The organism is Streptomyces sp. AgN23 (assembly GCF_001598115.1).
In the GTDB taxonomy this organism is placed as follows: domain Bacteria; phylum Actinomycetota; class Actinomycetes; order Streptomycetales; family Streptomycetaceae; genus Streptomyces; species Streptomyces antimycoticus.
Genome location: NZ_CP007153.1, coordinates 2,049,354 through 2,069,014, shown reverse-complemented (window position 1 = coordinate 2,069,014; position 19,661 = coordinate 2,049,354). Strand labels below are relative to the sequence as shown.

Below are 19,661 nucleotides of genomic sequence, written 5' to 3'. Positions count from 1 at the left end.
TCCGGGCTTTGGCCCTGCTGTCAACTTCCAGTGTCGAATTCTTGGGTCGAATTCGCTTCGGTGCCCTTAAGCGCCTGTTTTCAGGCTGCCATCGGGTCCGAGTGGGTGTCCAAGACCTCTTGAAGCCGTGGTGATACCCTGAAGGCATCACCAGGCCGGAGGTGCCATGGATCTGGATCTGCGCAAACTGCGTTACTTCGTCACCGTGGCCGACCGGCTGCATTTCGGCCGCGCCGCCGATGAGCTCCATATCGCGCAGCCGGTGCTCAGCCGGCAGATCCGCGCGCTCGAGCAGGATCTCGGCGCCTCGCTGTTCACGAGGGATCGCCACGGAGTAGAGCTGACAGACGCGGGCCGGCAACTGCTGGCCGACGCCGGTCCGCTGCTCGCCTCAACCCACGCGGTCCGCCGCCGGGTGTCCGCGGCCGCCAGCGGCAAGCGGCGGCTGATGGTCGGTTTCCGGGCCGGCATTGCCGTCACCCCGGCGGCCCGGGCGTTCGAGGACCGGCACCCGGACGTGGTCGTGGACGTGCAGCGGATCGAAGGGGACGACCAGGCAGCGATGCTGCTCGACGGCCGCATCGACGTCGGCTATGTGCGGCTGCCCATCGATGAGGCCGGCCTGCGCGTCACCCCGCTGTACACCGAGCCGCGGGTAGCGGTACTGCCCGCCGGACACCGGTTTGCCGGCAAGGAGGAGGTCACCGAGGCCGACCTGACCAGTGAACCGCTGGTTTGGCACGGTGCCCCGAGCACGCAGCCCACCAAGCGCCCGCTCCGCAATGCCGGGTACCCGGTGCGCGGGGTGGACGAGACGCTCGAGCATGTCGCGGCCGGACGGGGCGTCTCCTTCCTGGCCCGTTCGGCGTCTGTCTTCTACTCGCATCCAGACGTCGTCTATGTGCCCATCCCGGATCTGGCGCCCGAACAGGTGTGCCTCGCGGTGGCGGCATCGCACACCTCGCTGGTAGTGGATGACTTCGTCACCGCGGCTCAGTCGACGGCCGAGATCACGGCAGAATGTGGGAACTATGAGATGTGGCGGCTTGGAGGCGATGCCGTCACAAGGCACGCTTGAGCCGTTCGACTGACCCCGTTCACCATGCGCTGAAGAGTGAAATGGCTTGACGGAGTGGTGCTGTTGCGGCTGACCGTCTGAGACGGTTCCGTTCTTCGGCCAGCAGTTGTCTGCGGGGCCCGGAGGCACCTGAGACCGACTGGAAGTACGTGCTGCGGACGCGGCTCAAATCGGCTGATCGCCCTGTCGTCGGAGCGGAGCCGTTCACTGACGGTCTGCCGTTCGTAGCGTCGGGAGTCAGTCCCTGTTATCCAGAACCCGATGGCGGGTTCCGGATGAGGGGGTGGCAAGCTGCGTACGAGTTCTTCATGCGCCACCGCGTACGGACGTATGTGATCAGCTGTCTGTTCGAACCGGCGGCGCGTCAGCGCCCTGGGCCGAGACGACGGCCTCGAACTCCTGCAACCTTCGAGGGCCGCCATTCTTCCCGGCGGCTTCTGCTGCGGCCTTCAACAGGCGGGCGGGGCGGCCAGTTCCGTAAAAGCCTGCAGCCAGCCGGTGCTGCCGCGTGACCGGTAGCGCGTCCAGCCCGGCCGCGATGTGCCACGTCAACTCGACACTTCCTCCCGTCGTCGGTCATCGCTGGCTGTGGCGGGGATGGCGTTGTCGATGAGGACGGCGGCGATGGCGGCGGCGGTGGGGAAGGCGTCGGCGTTGAGGACCCGGGTGCGGGCCGCGGCGCCGTCGATGAGCAGCGCGAGCTGCTCGCCGAGCTGTTCAGGGTCGGTGGCGCCGGCTTCGCGGGCGGTGTCGGCGAGCCGCGCGGCGACGGCTTCCTTGTAGTCGCGCGCGTACTGGGATGCGGGGTGCTGGGGGTCGTGAAGTTCGACGGCGGCGGCGATGTAGGGGCACAGGGGGGTGGTAGGGGGGATGTCGAACGCGGCGAGGAGCCGTTCGCGGGGCGTGAGGTCGGTGCGGTCGAACACGCCGGACAGCACGGAGGGGTCGAACCGGCGCAGGTACTCGGCGACGAGTTCGTCCTTGCCGGTGAAGTGCTGGTAGGCCGTGCGCTTGGACACCTGGGCCGCCGCGCAAAGCTGGTCCATGCCGGTGCGGTTGATGCCCTGCTCGCGGAACAGTTGCTGGGACGCGCTGATGATGCGCTCGCGGGCGCCCCGGCCGCGGCGGCGGCCCGTGGGGCCCTTCTCCAACTCCGTCATGGCTCCATCATACCGCAGCTAGGTAACGATCGGTGTACATAGTTTGCGTCCCAGCCGCCCACCCCGTACCGTAAGCACACAGTGCGGTGTACATAACGCCGTCACCCCAGGTACGCAGGGCACCACCGACCCAAGGGAACGACTATGGGAAAGCTTGACGGCAAGGTCGCGGTCATCACCGGCGGCACCACCGGCATGGCGCTGGCAGGCGCGAAGCGGTTCGTCGACGAGGGGGCGCACGTCTTCATCACCGGCCGCCGCCAGGACGCCCTGGACGAGGCCGTGAAGCAGATCGGCCGCAACGTCACCGGCGTCCAGGGCGACGCCGCCGACCTGGATGACCTGGACCGCCTGTACGACACCGTCAAGCGGGAGAAGGGAAGCCTCGACGTGCTGTGGGCCAGCGCAGGCGGGGGCGAGCCCGCCCCGCTCGGCGAGATCACCGAGGCCCACTTCGACGCCGCGTTCTCCCTCAACGCCCGCGGCACCCTGTTCACCGTCCAGAAGGCCCTTCCGCTCTTCAACGACGGCGGCTCCATCCTCATGACCGGCTCCAACGCCTCCCTCGGCGCCTTCCCCGGCTGGAGCGTCTACGCCGGCAGCAAGGCTGTCCAGCAGGCATGGGCCCGCGTCTGGCTCAACGAGCTCAAGGACCGCCGTATCCGCGTCAACGTCCTGACCCCCGGCCAGGTCGCCACCGCCAAGCAGGAAGAACTCTTCGACGAGGCCACCAAGCGCCAGTTCGAGTCCCTCATCCCCCGCGGCCAGATGGGCCGCCCCGACGAAATCGCCACCGCCGCCCTCTTCCTCGCTTCCGACGACTCCAGCTACGTCAACGGCATGGAACTCGTCGCCGACGGCGGCACCACCGCCATCTAAACCGAACAACCACAACCAGGGCAGGACATCTCATGAGCAACATCAGCATCATCGGCACCGGGAACATGGCCCGCACCATCGGAGCGCGGGCGATAGCGGGCGGCAACACCGTCGAGGTCATGGGCCGCGATCAGTCCAAGGCCGCTGACCTGGCCAAGGCTCTCGGCGGCGGCGCCACGACGGGAGAATGGGGCACCGCCCCGGCCGGGGACATCGTCATCGTGGCCCTGTTGTACGACGGCGTCGTGCCGGTCGTCGCCCAGTACGGAGACGCTCTCGCGGGCAAGGTCATCGTCGACATCAGCAATCCCTTCAACTCCACGTTCGACGGGCTAGCCCACCGCGAGGAGACCTCGATCGCGCATGAAGTCGCCAAGGTGGCCCCGGCAAGCGCCAGCGTGGTGAAGGCGTTCAACACCATCTTCCGCCATGTCCTGGAGAAGGGTCGGCCCGACGTCTTCATCGCTGGTGATAATGCGCAGGCCAAGGCGAGTGTGGAGGCGTTCATCGAGACCCTCGGGCTGCGCCCGCTGGACGTCGGCGGCCTGAAAATGGCGCACTGGCTGGAAGGAGCGGGCGTGGTCACGGTGGGCCTCGCCAACCACGGGGTGGGTAACGTGGACTTCGCCCTCAGCATCACCGAACTTCCCGTCTGAGTTAACGGTTGACGGACGACCGAATGACTCGCCAAGTGAGGCCGTGGCGAGTCGGCGGGGTAGCCGTCCTGCACGTCCTTCTCGAAGGCGAAGATCACACCGTCAGGTCGATGACCGCTCCGTCCAGCCGTGCGTCGGCCGACTCCAGCCCCTGGGCCGCCGGGCAGCCGTCGGTGAACTCGGCGAGCAGCCTGGTCACGTGCGTTTCGCCGATCACTCGCCGCAGCCTGCAACTCAGTTCGCTCCAGAGCCATTGTCGCCGACTGCTCGACGATGAACTCCCGCTGCTCGCGGATCTGCTTCTGCTGACTCGGCAGCGTCCCCCGCGTGTAGTACGCCGCAGCAGATGCGAAAGCGCCAGCAACCCATGTCGGGGCATTCGCCCTAATCGATCCCACTCATGCGCGCAGCCTACGGGCGAGCCGCTGTCCGAGCCCCGCCGTACGCTGACGTCGTCCCCACCCGAACTGCGCTGCGTGAGCGGCTACTCGGGCAGCCCACCCCGTCGACTACCGAGGGGCGACGGCATTTCAAGGCCACCCACTACGCGCCACCCCACATGACCGATATAGTGCTCTTCCCCCCACACACATCACATCAGCGCACACTCAGGGGGAAACCATGCGCATCCGCGCCGCCGCGCTCACCGCCGCCATCCTCTGCCTGCCACTCACCGCATGCGGCAGAAACGACGACGACAGCATCAGCACCAAGCCCAAGGCCGACTCATCGTCACAGGCCGCGCCCACCAGCGAAGCCGTGGAACCCGCAGACGCCGCAGAGACCACGCCCCCATCCCAACCGCCCAAAGCCGCCCGCATCGGAGACACCATCACCCTCTCCGGCCAAGACGACGGCCAACAACTCGACGTCACCATGAAGAAGTGGCTCGACCCCGCCAACAGCGCCGATGAATTCACCGCACCTGCGGCCGGCAAACGCTGGGTCGCCGTCCAGATCCAGCTCACCAACACCGGCACCACCACGTACAGCGACAGCCCATCCAACTGCATCCAGGCCGCAGATACTGACGGCCAGCGGTTCGACTCCACGTTCGGCGACATCACCGCCGGCCCTCAGATGACATCCGACCTCAAACTCCCCGCAGGCGATAAAGCACTCGGCTGGGTCGTCATCGAGGTACCCAAAGCATCGAAGGTCGCCACGCTGCAGTTCACGATGAACAGCGGCTTTGCCGACGAGACCGGCCAGTGGAAGGTCGGCTAGCCGCACCCGCTACACCCCGTAGCCGCCAAAGCGGCGCGCTGTACTGCACAGTGGCCAAGTCCGGTGTGCCCGGACACAAACGCACTCTGCGGCCCCGCCACCCACCCGGCGGGGCCACAGTGCGTTCCAGACCACTCCGGGGCGAGTGAGACGGAGAAGGCCACCCGGGGCCGTGGCGGCCCGGGCGACACCGCCCCAACGAGCGGAAGGCACCGCGGCAGGCAACTCCCGCGGCCGCGGTTCTCGTGGGCTGATCGTGCCGTGCTCTCCGCTCTCGCCCGGCACCTGCCACCCGTCTTCCGCTGCCATCGGCTGGTCGCACCGGGCACATTGCTGACGTGGCACCGTCGTCTGGTGCGCTGGAAATGGCGCCCAAGTCCCACCGCGCCCGGTCGGCTACCGCTTGCGGAGGAGATTGCGGCGTTCATCCAGCGTTTGGCGAGAGAACCCCACCTGGGGATACGTGAGGATCCAAGGTGAGCTTCGACGGCTCGGCTATCGGGTTGCCGCCGCCACGATCCGGCGCGTTCTACGCCGCTCCGGTCTACCGCCCGCACCGCGGCGCGCCTCCCAGCAGACCTGGCGCTCCTTCCTCCGTTCCCAGGCCCACACGCTGCTCGCCTGCGCCTTCCTCGCCCACCGCCCTTACCTGGACGGGGCCGTCGTACCTGACGGCTCCCTTGGCGGCCCGCACGATCGCCAGGATCTTGCGGCAGTCAGCGGGCAGCGCGGCTTCGTCGGGATTCTCGCTGCGGTGCGGGATCAGCGGGACCGCCCGCCCCGCCACCCGGGATGGTCCGCAGCGCCCCAACCTCGCAGCCCAGTTGGGCTTCACGGACGCCGATGGCCATGGCTGACCAGCTCGCCTGAACGCCCAGGACCGGCGCTAGTTGACGCGTCAATCACCGACATATAGCGTAGGTGACGCGTCAACCAAATGGTTGGGGGTTGCCGGCCCGGCCATCCCGTATCTGCCTCATTGCGGGGCATCGAGATGTCGGTGCACTGCCGGAGACCCGCGCGGACGCAAAGTTCCAGAAGGGGAATCTCGTGAGTACTGGCAACAAGGCCGGACTTGGCGCGCTGTTGACGCCCGAGGAGAGCGTGCTCGCCCTCATCGACCACCAGCCGTTCCAGGTCGCCAACCTGCACAGCCACGAACCGACGATGGTCATCAACAACGCCGTCGGGCTCGCCAAGGCCGCCAAGGTGTTCGACGTTCCGACCATTCTGACAACCGTTCTGGAGGAGCGCGGCGGCCTTCTTCTCCAGGGTCTGCAGGATGTGTTCCCGGAGCAGAAGCCGATCAACAGGACCTTCGTCAACACCTGGCAGGACGAGCGCGTCGTGGATGCCGTCAAGGCGACAGGACGCAAGAAGCTGATCATCGCCGGCCTCTGGACGGAGGTCTGTGTGGCCATGCCGGCGATACAGGCGGCGGGCGAGGGCTTCGAAGTCTTCGTCGTCACCGACGCGTCGGGCGGTGCCTCGGAGGAGGCCCATGACATGGCGGTGCGGCGCATGATCCAGGCGGGCGTGACCCCGATCACCTGGATCGCCGTGATGGCCGAGTGGCAGCGCGACTGGGCCCGTGAGAAGACCGTGCCGGGCATCGTCGAGGTCCAGGCGCAGCACGGCGGTGCCAGCGGTGTGGCCTACGCCTGGGAGACGCAGCTCCTGGCCACGCCCACCGGAAACGAGGTCTGACATCGCCGCCGCCCCGGCACCGATTCGTATCGGGTACTGCCTGTCGTTAACCGGTTCCCTCGCGGACAACGGCCGGTCGGCCCGTCTGGCCCATGAAATCTGGCGTCAGGACGTCAACAGCCGGGGCGGCCTTCTCGGCCGGCCTGTGGAGTTCGTCCGGTACGACGACGAAGGGAATGCCGACAACGTTCCCAGGATCTACGAGCGGCTGATCGACGAGCATGACGTGGATCTCGTCACCCGGGCGAACTCAGCGGCCACTCTGAACGCGCTCACTGATGCGGCGACGCCACGGCGGCTGTGCTGATGACGCTATTGACGATGACCGCGGTCACGGTGCGTGTGACCGCTTCGCTGGTGGCTCCGGTACCCCAGTTGCCGCGTTCCAGCTCCCGAGCACGGTTGATCACCGACTGGGTCCAGGGGATCTGCGGGTCGAACTGGGGGAGCGCGCCGCTGGCCCAGATCAGAGCGGCAAGTGCGGCGATGCGAGCGGTTGGCTCCGTACCGTCGACGAGGACGTCACGGACTTCTTTGAGGAGGCCGGCCCGCCGCCCGTTCTGGCTGTCCTTGAGGGCGGTCATCTTGAAGAAGCCGAGTACCTTGCGGTTTTCCCTGCGAATGTCGCCGCGTGCGATGAGGCGTTCCAACAGGGGGTGACGGAGCCTCGGACCGATCGCGGGGAGCACCGTCTGCACGCCACGAGGTTTGTCCGACACGTACTCCCAGGCGGAGTGGAGGATCTCGTCCGACGGTGGTGCCTTCTCCCGGACGGCTTCCACGTTGATGGACCCGGTCCGGGTTGTCGTAATGGCTACCGATTCGTGAAGGGCAAGGTCCGCGAGCACAGCCCCGGCGAGCACGAGTCATGTGTCGGCACCCTCTCCTGTGGTGTGGACTACCGTCAGGGGTTCGCCGGCCGTGACAAACAATGGTCTAGACCCGGCAGCGCCGCCCGACGCCGGCCTTGTCGCCGCCTGCGCGGAGAGCGCCAGAGACTTGAGACCTCTTATGTCGGTCAACGCGGGGTGTGGCTGCTTCTGCCCTGATCCTCAGAGGTTGACGGGTCAAGTATGTTGCCCTAGGATTCTGGATGTAAGCGCGGCTAGTCCTGCGCCCTTTCGGCCCTGGTGTGGGCGGAGGGGGAGGAAGCTTGCATTGTTGGCGGCCCCGCGCACGAGGACATCCCTTCGGGCTGACGCAGGGCTGACTTCTCGTGATCCAGACAGTCGCGTCCCCTGCCTGGTCAGTCCGGCTGCTTCTCCATGTGGTCCAGGACGCGCTTGGAGAGTCGGCCGAGTGTGCTGAGCTGGTTCGGGGTCAGGGCATCGATGAAGAGGCGGCGCACGTGCTCGACGTGCTGGGGTGCGGCCTCTTCGATCGCCTCGTAGCCGGCCGGGGTGGCGACGATGAATGCTCCGCGTCCGTCGTCGGGGCATTCCTCCCTGGCCACGAGCCCGCGTTTCGCCATCCGTGTGACCTGGTGGGACATCCGGCTCTTCTCCCACTCCACGAGTTTGGCCAGATCCAAGAAGCGCATCCGCCCGCCGCCTCTTTCGGTGAGGCTGACAAGCACGATGTAGTCGGAGGCGGACATTCCGGAGTCGGCCTGGATGCGGCGGGACAGCCGTCCGATGAGGGTCTCCTGCATGCGGATGAAGCTGTCCCAGGCGGACTTCTCTTCCTCGTTGAGCCAGCGTGGCGGTGCGTCCATGCAGGGTAGTCTAACGAAATCGTTGACAGCTCATCTACTCGCGGTGGCGGCGATGTACCCTCGGCGAGGCCGCGTCCGTCGTGTCCAAGGCGCCTCGGTTCGGAGCCCGTCCTGGTGCGCGAGCCGGAAGGCGCCGGGATCGGTGTCCGTCGGACGGGTGAAGAACGTACCGAAGAACGGGTCGTGGTGGATCGTCTGTCACCGCCGGGATCGTTCCTCCGAGGGCTCGCCTCTCCCCACGTAGAAGCTCTCACCGCGGAATGAAGGGGGCCGACCGCGGTCATGTCGGGACGTGGCGCCGCATTCTCCGGCCTCCGTGCTCGCTCCGCGGTACGAGCGTGCTTGCCGGGGGTTAAGTTGATCCATCAACCTGATGGGGTTAGGCTGATGCCCTGGCTGACGGGATTCTGCCGAATTGGGCGGGATCAGGCCCAGGAGGAGGACATATGACGGTCGAAGTGAGCGACGTGCCCGAGGCGAAGCGCTACGAGGCCCGCGTCGATGGCGAGTCCAAGGTGGCGGGCGTCGCGGAATACATTCGTACGACGGAACTCGTCGCGTTCGTGCACACCGAGGTCGGCGCGGAGTACGAGGGCAGGGGAGTCGGGTCCGCGCTGGCCCGCACCGCCCTTGACGAGGCACGCGCCGCGAACCTGCGAGTGCTCGCCACCTGTCCCTTCTTCGCGGGCTGGATCAGCCGGCACCCCGAGTATCAGGACCTGCTGTACCAGTCCCGCAGCAAGGTCAGTGACTGAAGAGCAGAGTACGGCAGTGACGGAGGCAGGTATGAGCGGTGGGTCCGAGAAGAAGGTGTACCAGGCGCGGTCGATCACGGTGACCTTCGAAGCCAGGCGCTGCCTGCACGCCGCCGAATGCGTCCAGGGCCTGCCTGAGGTGTTCGACATAGCGAAGCGCCCGTGGATCCAGCCGGGCAACGCCACGGCCGAGCGCCTGGCGGAAGTGGTGCGGCGCTGTCCCTCGGGTGCGTTGCGGTACGAACTCGTGGACGGCGGGACAGATGCCCCGGCCGGCCCACCGCGATCGTCCGCAGTGCCGCCGGGCGGTTGACCGTGCGCGGGTGAGCGGAGTATGGACACGCCGGAAGGCCCGCGCGCCGGGACCAGAGGCGTGCTGTGTTGCTGTGGGCGGAGCTGCCTCCAGCCGTACTGCGACCACGCGGGGCCCTGCGTTCAGCGACGCCGTCGTGCCCGTTTCTGCGCGCAGTCCGTTGTCGAGGAACAGCATCAGTTGACTAGTCAACCAAGTCGGTGGTTGGCTTGCCTCGGAAGTCTCCTCCTCGTGCGGAGGAACATACGACGCAGCGACCATCCCGAGGAGGAGCGATGGAACCCCGCGTGGCGGACAATCCCGGACGATCGTGTTTCGAGGTCTTCGACGACGACGAGCTCGCCGGCTTTGCCGAGTATCACCGGTACCAGGACGAGATCGCCTTCATTCATACGGAGATCGACCCGCGGTTCGAGGGCCGAGGGCTCGGCGGCGTACTCGCCCGTGCCGCCCTCGACGCGGCCAGGGAACAAGGACTCGGAGTGCTTCCCTTCTGCCCCTTCATCCGTGGCTGGATCGGCAAGCACCCGGAGTACACCGACCTGGTGCCGCAGGGGCAGCGGGCGCGGTTCGGGCTGTAAGGCGGCCGTGCCGGAGACGGAGGAGAGCGCCGACCGGACCCCTGGAACGCGGGTGGTACACGGTGAAACGCCCATCGTGCCCGCGCTCGAACGCTCGGCGCGGCACAACCCTTACCGCAGCCCGCCGCCGCAGAAAGGATGCAGTCGTCATGAGTGACCTCGACCTCCAGCCCGGTCTCCGTGAGTGCGGGGGCCGGGCTGACGTGTCCGGGCGGCCCGTCAGGGAACTGCTGAACCCGCGCGAGGCAAGCCTGGGCGCCACGGTCGTCCGTAGACTGCTGCCGAATCTGGGGCGGCGGATGGTGGGCGCCTGGTGCTTCGTCGACCACTACGGCCCCGATGACATCGCCGACGAGCCAGGCATGCAGGTGCCACCGCATCCGCACATGGGCCTGCAAACGGTGAGCTGGCTGCACGAGGGCGAGGTTCTGCACCGGGACAGCGTTGGCAGCGTGCAGACCCTGCACCCTCGCCAGCTCGGCCTGATGACGTCGGGGCGGGGCATCGCGCACTCCGAGCAGAGCACCGTGTCGCACCCCCGCCTGCTCCACGGCGCCCAGCTGTGGGTCGCGTTGCCCGAGGCTTACCGGCACACCACGCCCGCCTTCGAGCACCACGCCGACCTGCCCGTCGTCACGGCCCCGGGGCTGAAGGCCACCGTCGTCCTGGGCGGGCTGGACGGCGCGGTCTCGCCGGGCACGACGTACACACCTCTCGTCAGCGCCGACCTCGCACTCGCCGAAGGCGCAAATGTACGGCTGCCCGTGGAGCCGGACTTCGAGTACGCCGTGCTGACGATGTCCGGGGCCACGGAGGTCGACGGGGTGCCTCTCGACCCCGGCTCCATGCTCTATCTGGGCTCCGGACGTTCCGAGCTGCCGCTGCGCGCCCTGAGCGACTCGGGGCTGCTGCTGCTTGGGGGAGAGCCGTTTGAGGAGAAGATCATCATGTGGTGGAACCTCATCGGACGAACCCAGGAGGAGATCGCCCAGGGACGCGAGGCGTGGACGTCCGGTGACCGTTTCGGAACGGTGAACGGCTACGACGGCTCGCCGCTGCCCGCGCCCGCCTTGCCGGTGACCCCGCTCAAGCCCCGCGGCCGTACGCGCTGACGTCCGCGGCCGCGCGGACCGTTCCGGTGCCGGCCGCGCCGGCCGCGCCGGAATCCCGCCTCCGTCGACGGCGCTGGTCACGGCGACGGTGCACCCTACAGTGATCGCCATCGACGTACTCACGGCGGTGTTGACCGCGTCCGCGCCCCAGGCTCCCTTCTCGACTTCCTTTGCGCGCTCGTAGACCTTTCCCCGACCGCGGAATGGTGCGGTGGAGGCTGGGCAGGCCGCCACTGGCGGAGATGAGCCCGATCAGCACCGCAGTGCGAGCGTCCTCCCGTCCACCCATGCGGCGCGCGCCTCCCGCAGGACCTCGGCCTTGTGCCGGGTATTCGCGACGGAGCGGGGAGTCGGGGTGGAAAAGGCCCGGCCTCCGCTTTCGCTCCCGGCTCACCATGCGAGGTCCGGCGGCTGAGCCGTCCACAGTGGCGAGCCCTGGCGCCCGTAGCCTTAAGGTAGATGTATCAACTATATCAAGGCTGTCGAGAGTCACATGAGACATGGGGCGGGTGTGCAGCCCGAGGGGAGAAGTCCGGCGATGCGGAATCTGACCGTGGCCCAGCAGATGGTGGACATCCTGCGCCGGGCGGGCGTGGAGCGGATCTATGGCGTGGTGGGTGACAGCCTGAACTCGGTGGTCGACGCGGTGCGCCGTACCGACGGCATCGAGTGGGTGCATGTACGGAATGAGGAGGCCGCCGCCTTCGCTGCGGCAGCGGAGGCACAGCTGACCGGCAAGCTCGCGGTGTGTGCCGGAAGCTGTGGCCCCGGAAACACGCATCTGATCCAGGGCCTGTACGACGCGCACCGCTCCGGTGCGCCCGTGCTGGCACTCGCCTCGCACATCCCGACCCACCAGATTGGCACCGGCTTCTTCCAAGAGACCCACCCGGAGAGGCTGTTCACTGAGTGCAGCGACTACTGCGAGATGATCAGCACCCCCGGGCAGATGCCCCGGGTTCTGCGGATCGCCATGCAGCGGGCTCTTGGCAACAGCGCGGTGTCAGTCCTGGTGATACCGGGCGATGTCGCGCACGACGAGGCGACTCACCCGACGGGGAGCAGCGACCTGGTCACTGAGCGCGGCCGGGTCGTCGCGCCGGACACACAGGTTCGGGCGCTGGCCGAGAAGGTGAACGCGGCACGGAAGGTGATGCTGTTCTGCGGTGCGGGAGTGCGGGACGCGCACGCCGAGGTCATGGCGCTTGCCGAGAAGGCTGCCGCCCCCATCGGGCACACCCTGCGGGGCAAGGAGTGGATCCAGTTCGACAACCCGTACGACGTGGGCATGAGCGGTCTGCTGGGCTACGGCGCCTGCTTCGACGCAATGCACGAGGCCGACCTGGTCGTCTTGCTCGGCACCGACTTCCCGTACAACGACTTCCTGCCGCAGGCACGGACCGTGCAGATCGACCACGATGCGGGCCGCCTCGGCCGTCGTACTGTGCTGGAACTCGGGGTCCACGGCGACGTCCGGGAGACGCTGCGGGCTGTGCTGCCGTTGGTCGAGGCGAAGCGGGACCGCGCCTATCTGGACCGGATGCTGCACAAGCATGCCAAGTCGCTGGAGACGGTGGTCTCGGCCTACACCCACGACGTCGAGCGGCACATCCCGATCCACCCTGAGTACGCGGCCACGGTTCTGGACGAACTCGCGGCTGACGACGCTGTGTTCACCGTGGACACCGGCATGTCCAACGTTTGGGCGGCGCGTTATCTGACCCCCAATGGGCGGCGCCGGGTGATCGGTTCGTTCCTGCACGGCACGATGGCCAACGCGCTGCCGCACGCCATCGGCGCGCAGTTCGCTGACGCCGGCCGCCAGGTGATATCGATGTCGGGTGACGGTGGACTGGGCATGCTGATGGGCGAGTTGCTCACAGTGAAGCTGCACGATCTGCCGGTCAAGACGATCGTCTTCAACAACTCCTCCCTGGGCATGGTGAAGTTGTAGATGCTGGTCGAGGGGCTGCCCGAGCACGAGACTGACCACGAGCCGGTGGACTACGCGGCAATCGCCCGCGGCGCGGGCATCGAGGCGATCCGCATCGAGCGCCCCGGGGATGTCGTCGAGGGACTCAAGCGGGCGCTCGCCCACGACGGACCGTTCCTGGTCGACCTGGTGACCGACCCCAACGCGCTGTCGATCCCGCCGCACATCTCGGCCGCCCAGGTCAAGGGATTCGCCTTCGCCGCGGGCCGGACAGTGCTCGACGGGGGCGTCGGCAAGATGCTCGACCTGGCCCGCGCCAACCTGCGAAACATTCCCCGCCCCTGAGATGATCGCCGTCCTCGTCGAGATCCGGTTCCACGACCCCAGGATCTGACGAGCACTGGCGCAAACCACTGTGCCCAGCTCTCCGTGGGCCACCGGGCTCCTCACGGACGCCGCGTCGAGACACCCACGGCACCGACTTGTCGGTGCCGTGCCGGTCGGTGCCGTGCCGGTCGTGGCCGGTGCGGGTGCGCGCACTCGGTGCTGCGGCCTGGTCATGGCGCTGCTCGGCGCGTTGCTCACCACGTTCGAGCTATCCGTCCGCCGACCGCCTCGGTTTGGGCGATCAGGCCGTGTGCTCCGCCGACTCCGCGGCGGCGGCCCGCGCGCACCGTATGCTCTTTGCGCGCTCCGACTCCGGAAAGCGGAAAAGCATCGCACGCAGTTCTTCGGCGCCCACGTTGGCGCCGAACGGCTCGGTGCCCGGTTCCAGTCGTACCCCCTCCGCCAGGGGGGCCGGACATGACGGGGTCGATGCCGACCGCGTCGACTATGTGCGCGACGGTGGTGAGGCCGTCCGGAAGCTCGGCTCTGTTCAAGTACCGATGCAGTTGTCGAGGTGCCCGTTGTCGCTCCACGCCCGCTCTGGTGAGCAAGTCCCTTCTCTGACCGTGCAGATGGCGCGAGCGAGCAACCCGGGCGGTACAACGGCGATGTGGGTCGGAGACCACCTGGGCGGGCTGTGGCGTGAAGAAAACATCGAGCGCCTCAGCCGACGGCCGCCGACCGGAGAAGCACCTTCATCCCGGCCGCCGACCGCCTTCCCGAACTACCTGGACCACCACGGGACCCCGGCCGAGGTCGAGTACCTGACTGCGCCTCCTCCTCGGGTCCCGGCCGAAAGTCGGCGTGAGCGCCGGGCGGGGTATCAGGCGAGGGCGGTGACGACGCGGGAGGGGCTCGGGCGGCCGAGGTGATGGGCCATCCACCGGCTGGTGGCCGCCAGCGCGTTCAGGTCGACCCCGGTGTGGATGCCGAGTCCGCGCAACATCCACTCCAGGTCCTCGGTGGCGAGGTTGCCGGTGGCGCTGCGGGCGTAGGGGCAGCCTCCGATGCCGCCGGCCGAGCTGTCGAACTCGGTGACACCCGCCGTCAGCGCGGCATGCACATTGGCGAGGGCCTGGCCGTAGGTGTCGTGGAAGTGAAGGGCGGTCCGGTCCAGGGGGATGCCCGCGCCCCGTACGGTGTCGAGGAGTTCCAGGACGTGGCCGGGGGTGCCGGTACCGATCGTGTCTCCCAGCGACAGGGACGTACAGCCCATGTCGAGGAGCCTGCGGGCGACCGAGGCGACCTCACGGGGCTCCACATCGCCCTCCCAGGGGTCGCCGAAGCACATCGACACATAGCCGCGCACCGGCAGACCCGCGGAGCGGGCCCGGGACACGACGGGTTCGAACATCGTCAGCACCCCCTTCATGTCCCGGGCCAGGTTGTTCTCCGCGAAGGACTCCGTCGCGCTGGCGAAGACGGCGATCTCCCGGGCGCCGGCGGCCAGTGCCCTCTCCAGACCTCGGTCGTTGGGAACGAGCACCGGGAGGCGGATGTCATCGAGGGGGCCCACGGCGGTGAGCACCTCGTGCGCGTCGTCGAGTTGGGGTACCCATCGGGGGGAGACGAAGCTGGTGACCTCAATGGTGGTCAGACCCGCGTCGACGAGCCGCCGGACGAACTCGGCCTTGACGGCGGTGGGGACGCGGACGGCTTCGGCCTGGAGGCCGTCGCGGGGGCCGACCTCGTAGATGCGGACCTGTTCGGGCATGCCCTGCTGGGGGGCGACGCGGGGCAGTGCTTCGGTGGACGAGGTGGTCTCGGGTGTCATGGCGTCCTCGTCAGGCGGTGGGAAGGGCGGAGGGTGCGGCCCGCGGAGCGTCGCGGCGCCGGACGTCCGGCAACGGTGGACCGGCGGGCGATGTTCCCGCGTGGATCCGTCATACGGGGGGCTTGCCGACACTCCGGCGGGAGGGAAAGTCGGGCGGACGGCGTTCGGCGAACGCGGCCAGTCCCTCATGGGCGTCCGGGGAGGTGAACGCCCGCTGCCCGTACCGCGCCTCACAGTGGAATGCCTGGTCCTGTGGGAGGTCCCCGAGGCGCAGCACCGATTCCTTGATCGTCTCCAGGGCGGTGCCGCTGCGGGCGGTGAGCCGGTGCGCCCGGTCCATCGCCGCCTCGAGCAACCGGTCGGCCGGCACCACGGCGTTGAGCAGGCCGTACCGCAGGGCGGTGGCCGCGGTGATCCGGTCGCCGAGCAGCATCAGCTCCATGGCCCAGACGTAAGGGATCTGCCGGGTCAGCCGCGTCAGGGTGCCGCCGGCCGGGACGACTCCGACACCGCTTTCGGGGAGCCCGAACTCGGCCGTCTCGGCGGCGATCCGCAGGTCCGTGGAGAGCATGATCTCGAACCCGCCACCGAGGCAGAGTCCGTTGACCGCCGCGATGACCGGCTTGAACAAGGTGGTGTGTTTCTGATGGGCACCGTCCCACCGGGAGATGTCGAACCGTCCCTCGGCGAGCGCGGGGATCGATTCGGTGAGATCGGCGCCGACGCAGAAGGCACGGTGCCCCGCGCCCGTGAGGACCGCGACGCCGATCGACTCATCGTCGCGGACCTCTTCGAATGCCGCTCCCAACTCCTCGTACATCGCCAGGGTCAGTGAGTTCAGTTTCTCCGGCCGGTCGAAGCGGATCAGCGCTACCGGTCCGTCACGGTCGAGGGTGATGCCGCTCATGTCAGACCACCCCCGACTCGCGCAGGGCGCGGATGTGTTCCTCGGAGAGGTCCGCGAAGGCGCGCAGCAACTGGTCGGTGTGTTCGCCGACCCGGGGAGCCAGTCCCCGGGGCCGGGCCGGGGTGACGTCGAGTTTGACCGGTGTGCCGACCATGCGCAGTGGACCGAAGTCCGGGTACTCGACGTCGACGACCATGTCCCGGGCCTGGATCTGGGGATCCGCGATGACCTCCCCGATGTCCTTGATGGCGCTCAGCGGCACGAGGTCGCCGGCGAGTTCCTCCAGTTCGAGCTTGGCGCGATCGGCGAACCACCTGTGCAGCAGCGGCCGCACCCGGCGCTCGTAGACCTCCGGGGTGAACCGCTTGGCCATCGTGTCGATCTCCGGGTCGGCCGCCAGTTCGGGTTCGCCGAACATCTCGCACGTCAACCGCCAGAACTTGTCGGTGTAGCCACCGAAGAAGACGAAGCCGTCCCTGCACGGATAGAGCTCATAGGGTTTGACGAACGGATGCTCATTGCCGAGCGGAGCCGGCACCTTGCCCTCGACGGTGTGCGACACGACCGCGTTCTCGGTCAGGCTGAGCACCGAGTCCTGCTGGGAGATGTCCACCAACTGCCCTTCACCGGTGCGCTCGGCGTGCCGCAGCGCGGCGAGCGTGCCGATCACGGCGTAGAGCGTGGCAGACAGGTCGCCGATGATGGTGCCGACCCGGACCGGAGGGCGGTCGGGGAAGCCGTTCATCGACCACAGACCGCCCGTGGCCTGCGCGCTGTTGTCGTACGCGGGCTTGCGCCGGTACGGGCCGGTCTGGCCGTAGCCGGAGATCGCGGTGTAGATCAGCCGTGGATTGACCTTCCGCAGCTCGCGGTAGCCGACGCCCAGCTTGTCCATGGTCCCGCCACGGAAGTTCTCGACCAGGACGTCCGCGCGGCTGACGAGCGTGCGCAGCAGGTCCTTGCCCTCGGGCCGGGACAGGTCCAGGGTCATGGCGAGCTTGTTCCGGTTGTACTGGGCGAAGAACGCGCTGAACGCCTCGCCCTCGGGCGATGTCAGCAGGGGGGGAAACTCGCGCGCATAGTCCGGGTCCTTCGGGTTCTCGATCTTGATGACGGTCGCTCCGAGATCCGCGAGCATCATCGAGCAGAACGGCCCGGCGACCACCCGAGTGATGTCGAGGACCACGACCCCGCGCAGCGCCCCGTGTGCGGGACCGCCCGGCAGGACGGCAGCGAGGTCGAACCCGGTGTTGAACTCCGTCACGCGACCACACCTCCTTCTTCGAATACCGCTGTGGAATCAGCGGGTGGTGGCGGCTTCGACCCGGATGCGTGCGTCGAGCAGGGTGCCGCAGCGCGGGCTGTAGAACTCATCGAGGAGCACCCGCTGCCCGTCGCCCCGGGGGCGTACCCGGACGCCGTACTCGCCCAGCCGGTCGGCGGCCACCCGCGTGGTGACGATGGCGTCCTGCCGCCAGTCGTCCTTGGTGCTGACGAGGGCGCCGCTGGCCGGGCAGTACCAGCCGTCCGCGGCACGGCGGGGCGCGGACGCCCCGGCGGCGGCGTCGGCGGCGACCGGCGCGGTCGGCTCCCCGCCGATCCGGGCGGCACGCATCGCCTCGCGTGTGCGCGCGGTCGCGGCGGCGTCCACGGCACCGTCGGTGAGCACCACCCCGTAGACGGCGGATGCCGTGTGGTCGGTGATGTACGCGTCCCGGACATCCTCGGCGACGCGCCGCGGGTCACGCAGGAGCGGGTCTCCGTACCCGCCGCCACCGGCGATCCACTGGACGAAGACATCGCCGGCCGAGACCCGCACCGAGGACTGGTTGATGGCCAGCAGGTCCCGCGTGTCGCAGTCGAGGCTGTCGTCGGTGGGCACCGTGCCCGCGGCGAGCAGGCCGGCGACGTTGGACCGGCGCAGGATCTCGTGCCCGCTGCCCCCGCCGGGAAGCCCGCCGCCGTATCCGTCGGCGACCACCTGGGCGCTGGGGGCGAACACGGTCTGCGTGGCGGAGGGCGCGCCGTGCAGGGTCCAGGCGAACTCCAGTCCCAGGCCGCCGCGGTGGGCCCCGTGCCCGGCGCTGGCGATGTTGAGCCGCTTCCACAAGTAGAGGACGGGATAGAGCATCTCGTTCATCTCGATGTCCGGGAGCATGTTGTTGACCTGCGTCATCATCCCGGCGCAGTCCAGGCCGTCGGTGTCCGGCTGGGCTCCCGCCCCCATTCCTCCGCCGTCCATGTTGAACAGCACGAAGTACTCGCCGTCGTCCGAGGTGCCGGCCGAGATGCCGCCGGTCCACGAGTCGGCCCACACACCCTGGGTGCGGCCGCGGACGGTCTCGTCCGCGCTGCCCCGGCAGGCGTCGTTCATCAGCTTGGTGACCAGCCGGCTGACGCGGGCACCGGTCGTCAGGTGTCCGTTGCTGATCGGGGCCGGGGGAGTGGGGTTGACGATGGAGCCCGGCTCGGCGATGACCTCGAAGGCGGTCATGACGCCCTCGTTGAACGGCACGTCCCAGGCGAGGATGGGCACGACCGCCGTGGCGACGCTGCCGACGAGGGCTCCGTAGCTGCAGTTGACGAAGCCGTCGGTCTGCTCGCTGGATCCGGTGAAGTCGAACGTGATCTGCTCGCCCCGCTTGGTCATGGCACAGGCGACGCGGTACAGCTCGTCGGCATGGCCGTTGTGCTCGGTCCACTCCTCGGCCGTGTACGTTCCGTCGGGGATCTTCGCGACACGGTCACGGACCACCTGCTCCGCCAGCTCGAAGCTGAGCCGCGTGTACTCGCGGAAGTCGTCGAGCCCGAATTCCCCGATCGTGGCGAGAAGCCGCTGGATCCCGGTGTTGTTGCTGGCCACCAGGGAGCGCACATCGTTCCAGAACAGCGCGGGCACCCGGACGTTGTTGAGCAGGATGCGCCGCACCCATTCGACGGGCTCGCCCTTGTCGAAGATCTTCACTCCCGGCGGGAGCCGGAGCGCCTCGCTGTAGCAGTCATAGGCCCCGGGGGCGAAGCCGCCCGGTGTCATACCGCCGACGTCGACGAGGTGGGCCTGCGACTGCGCCCACCCGATCAGCTCGTCACCGTGGAAGATCGGCGAGATCACATTGGTGTCCGGCGGGTGGCTCGCCCCGGCGGTGTGCGGATCGTTGCAGATGAAGGCGTCGCCGGGGGCGAGTGGCTCACCGGCGATCTCCCGGACCAGATTCTGGACGGCGACGCTGCCGGAGCCGATGTGGAACTGGACGTAGTCGGAGTAGGCGTAGATGCGGCCGGTCGGGTCGAACAGCGCGGTGTTGAAGTCGCCGGCCTCGGTGATCACCGGCGAGCCGGACGAGCGGATCATCGCGATGCCCATCTCCTCGACGATGGAGTCCAGACGCATACGGATGACCTCGAGCGTGACGGGGTCGAACCCGGCGGGAAGGCGGCCGGTGGCGGATTCGGTCATGTGGGTCTCCTGGATCGGGCC

At 68.3% G+C, this 19,661-nt stretch carries 17 protein-coding genes and 1 pseudogene; 10 read left to right on the top strand and 8 right to left on the bottom strand.

What is annotated here, in order from left to right:
• Positions 1–166 precede the first annotated feature (166 nt).
• Positions 167–1,078 (top strand): LysR family transcriptional regulator, encoded by a 912-nt coding sequence (locus tag AS97_RS09165; RefSeq protein ID WP_210564676.1) that lies wholly within the window; start codon positions 167–169, stop codon positions 1,076–1,078.
• A gap of 548 nt (positions 1,079–1,626) precedes the next feature.
• Here the strand turns inward: AS97_RS09165 and AS97_RS09160 are convergent.
• A complete protein-coding gene (locus AS97_RS09160; RefSeq protein WP_125756496.1) occupies positions 1,627–2,238 on the bottom strand; it encodes a TetR/AcrR family transcriptional regulator in 612 nt (203 codons plus the stop codon).
• A 144-nt stretch (positions 2,239–2,382) separates the two neighbouring features.
• Here AS97_RS09160 and AS97_RS09155 point away from each other — a divergent pair, with 144 nt between their 5' ends.
• Complete coding sequence (locus AS97_RS09155) at positions 2,383–3,117, top strand: SDR family oxidoreductase (RefSeq protein WP_059145397.1); 735 nt, start codon at positions 2,383–2,385, stop codon at positions 3,115–3,117.
• Positions 3,118–3,149: 32 nt separating this feature from the next.
• Positions 3,150–3,773 (top strand): NAD(P)-binding domain-containing protein, encoded by a 624-nt coding sequence (locus AS97_RS09150; RefSeq protein WP_125756498.1) that lies wholly within the window; start codon positions 3,150–3,152, stop codon positions 3,771–3,773.
• Between the two features lie 94 nt (positions 3,774–3,867).
• Here the strand turns inward: AS97_RS09150 and AS97_RS48495 are convergent, their stop codons facing one another.
• Positions 3,868–3,990: a hypothetical protein gene (locus tag AS97_RS48495; RefSeq protein ID WP_260613043.1), complete on the bottom strand. Its 123-nt coding sequence runs from the start codon at positions 3,988–3,990 to the stop codon at positions 3,868–3,870.
• A 404-nt stretch (positions 3,991–4,394) separates the two neighbouring features.
• On the opposite strand from AS97_RS48495, the gene AS97_RS09145 reads away from it, so the two are divergent.
• Positions 4,395–5,000 (top strand): DUF4352 domain-containing protein, encoded by a 606-nt coding sequence (locus AS97_RS09145; RefSeq protein WP_210564675.1) that lies wholly within the window; start codon positions 4,395–4,397, stop codon positions 4,998–5,000.
• 1,050 nt (positions 5,001–6,050) lie between these two features.
• Entirely contained in the window at positions 6,051–6,707 is a 657-nt protein-coding gene (locus tag AS97_RS09140) for a hydrolase (protein ID WP_125756500.1), read from the top strand.
• 272 nt (positions 6,708–6,979) lie between these two features.
• Here AS97_RS09140 and AS97_RS09130 read toward each other — a convergent pair whose 3' ends face one another.
• Both AS97_RS09130 and AS97_RS09125 read right to left on the bottom strand, forming a co-directional pair.
• On the bottom strand, positions 6,980–7,570 hold the full coding sequence (locus AS97_RS09130) for a GPP34 family phosphoprotein (protein ID WP_086710525.1): 591 nt from the start codon (positions 7,568–7,570) through the stop codon (positions 6,980–6,982).
• Between the two features lie 383 nt (positions 7,571–7,953).
• A complete protein-coding gene (locus tag AS97_RS09125; protein WP_086710526.1) occupies positions 7,954–8,421 on the bottom strand; it encodes a MarR family transcriptional regulator in 468 nt (155 codons plus the stop codon).
• A gap of 446 nt (positions 8,422–8,867) precedes the next feature.
• Here AS97_RS09125 and AS97_RS09120 point away from each other — a divergent pair, with 446 nt between their 5' ends.
• The 5 genes and pseudogenes from AS97_RS09120 to AS97_RS09100 all read left to right on the top strand — a co-directional run bounded on the left by AS97_RS09120 (position 8,868) and on the right by AS97_RS09100 (position 13,460).
• Entirely contained in the window at positions 8,868–9,176 is a 309-nt protein-coding gene (locus tag AS97_RS09120) for a GNAT family N-acetyltransferase (protein ID WP_059145391.1), read from the top strand.
• Between the two features lie 31 nt (positions 9,177–9,207).
• The gene (locus AS97_RS09115; protein ID WP_059145390.1) at positions 9,208–9,489 is read left to right on the top strand and encodes a (4Fe-4S)-binding protein; all 282 of its coding nucleotides are present in this window, start codon (positions 9,208–9,210) and stop codon (positions 9,487–9,489) included.
• Between the two features lie 275 nt (positions 9,490–9,764).
• Entirely contained in the window at positions 9,765–10,070 is a 306-nt protein-coding gene (locus AS97_RS09110; protein WP_210564674.1) for a GNAT family N-acetyltransferase, read from the top strand.
• Between the two features lie 149 nt (positions 10,071–10,219).
• The gene (locus tag AS97_RS09105) at positions 10,220–11,182 is read left to right on the top strand and encodes a pirin family protein (RefSeq protein WP_125756504.1); all 963 of its coding nucleotides are present in this window, start codon (positions 10,220–10,222) and stop codon (positions 11,180–11,182) included.
• A 538-nt stretch (positions 11,183–11,720) separates the two neighbouring features.
• Positions 11,721–13,460, top strand: a pseudogene (locus AS97_RS09100) (pyruvate dehydrogenase).
• A gap of 865 nt (positions 13,461–14,325) precedes the next feature.
• On the opposite strand, the gene AS97_RS09095 reads toward AS97_RS09100, so the two are convergent.
• The 4 genes from AS97_RS09095 to AS97_RS09080 all read right to left on the bottom strand — a co-directional run bounded on the left by AS97_RS09095 (position 14,326) and on the right by AS97_RS09080 (position 19,640).
• A complete protein-coding gene (locus AS97_RS09095; RefSeq protein ID WP_059145387.1) occupies positions 14,326–15,276 on the bottom strand; it encodes a hydroxymethylglutaryl-CoA lyase in 951 nt (316 codons plus the stop codon).
• Positions 15,277–15,385: 109 nt separating this feature from the next.
• On the bottom strand, positions 15,386–16,183 hold the full coding sequence (locus AS97_RS09090; RefSeq protein ID WP_125756508.1) for an enoyl-CoA hydratase/isomerase family protein: 798 nt from the start codon (positions 16,181–16,183) through the stop codon (positions 15,386–15,388).
• Between the two features lies 1 nt (position 16,184).
• Complete coding sequence (locus AS97_RS09085; protein ID WP_197049140.1) at positions 16,185–17,447, bottom strand: CoA transferase; 1,263 nt, start codon at positions 17,445–17,447, stop codon at positions 16,185–16,187.
• Between the two features lie 36 nt (positions 17,448–17,483).
• Entirely contained in the window at positions 17,484–19,640 is a 2,157-nt protein-coding gene (locus AS97_RS09080; protein ID WP_210564673.1) for a hydantoinase B/oxoprolinase family protein, read from the bottom strand.
• Positions 19,641–19,661 lie beyond the last annotated feature (21 nt).

Bases quoted from the DNA above. Each gene is read 5' to 3' on its own strand.
- AS97_RS09165 (WP_210564676.1), top strand. From the start codon at position 167: ATGGATCTGGATCTGCGCAAACTGCGTTACTTCGTCACCGTGGCCGAC.
- AS97_RS09160 (WP_125756496.1), bottom strand. From the start codon at position 2,238: ATGACGGAGTTGGAGAAGGGCCCCACGGGCCGCCGCCGCGGCCGGGGC.
- AS97_RS09155 (WP_059145397.1), top strand. From the start codon at position 2,383: ATGGGAAAGCTTGACGGCAAGGTCGCGGTCATCACCGGCGGCACCACC.
- AS97_RS09150 (WP_125756498.1), top strand. From the start codon at position 3,150: ATGAGCAACATCAGCATCATCGGCACCGGGAACATGGCCCGCACCATC.
- AS97_RS09145 (WP_210564675.1), top strand. From the start codon at position 4,395: ATGCGCATCCGCGCCGCCGCGCTCACCGCCGCCATCCTCTGCCTGCCA.
- AS97_RS09125 (WP_086710526.1), bottom strand. From the start codon at position 8,421: ATGGACGCACCGCCACGCTGGCTCAACGAGGAAGAGAAGTCCGCCTGG.
- AS97_RS09120 (WP_059145391.1), top strand. From the start codon at position 8,868: ATGACGGTCGAAGTGAGCGACGTGCCCGAGGCGAAGCGCTACGAGGCC.
- AS97_RS09115 (WP_059145390.1), top strand. From the start codon at position 9,208: ATGAGCGGTGGGTCCGAGAAGAAGGTGTACCAGGCGCGGTCGATCACG.
- AS97_RS09110 (WP_210564674.1), top strand. From the start codon at position 9,765: ATGGAACCCCGCGTGGCGGACAATCCCGGACGATCGTGTTTCGAGGTC.
- AS97_RS09105 (WP_125756504.1), top strand. From the start codon at position 10,220: ATGAGTGACCTCGACCTCCAGCCCGGTCTCCGTGAGTGCGGGGGCCGG.
- AS97_RS09095 (WP_059145387.1), bottom strand. From the start codon at position 15,276: ATGACACCCGAGACCACCTCGTCCACCGAAGCACTGCCCCGCGTCGCC.
- AS97_RS09090 (WP_125756508.1), bottom strand. From the start codon at position 16,183: ATGAGCGGCATCACCCTCGACCGTGACGGACCGGTAGCGCTGATCCGC.
- AS97_RS09080 (WP_210564673.1), bottom strand. From the start codon at position 19,640: ATGACCGAATCCGCCACCGGCCGCCTTCCCGCCGGGTTCGACCCCGTC.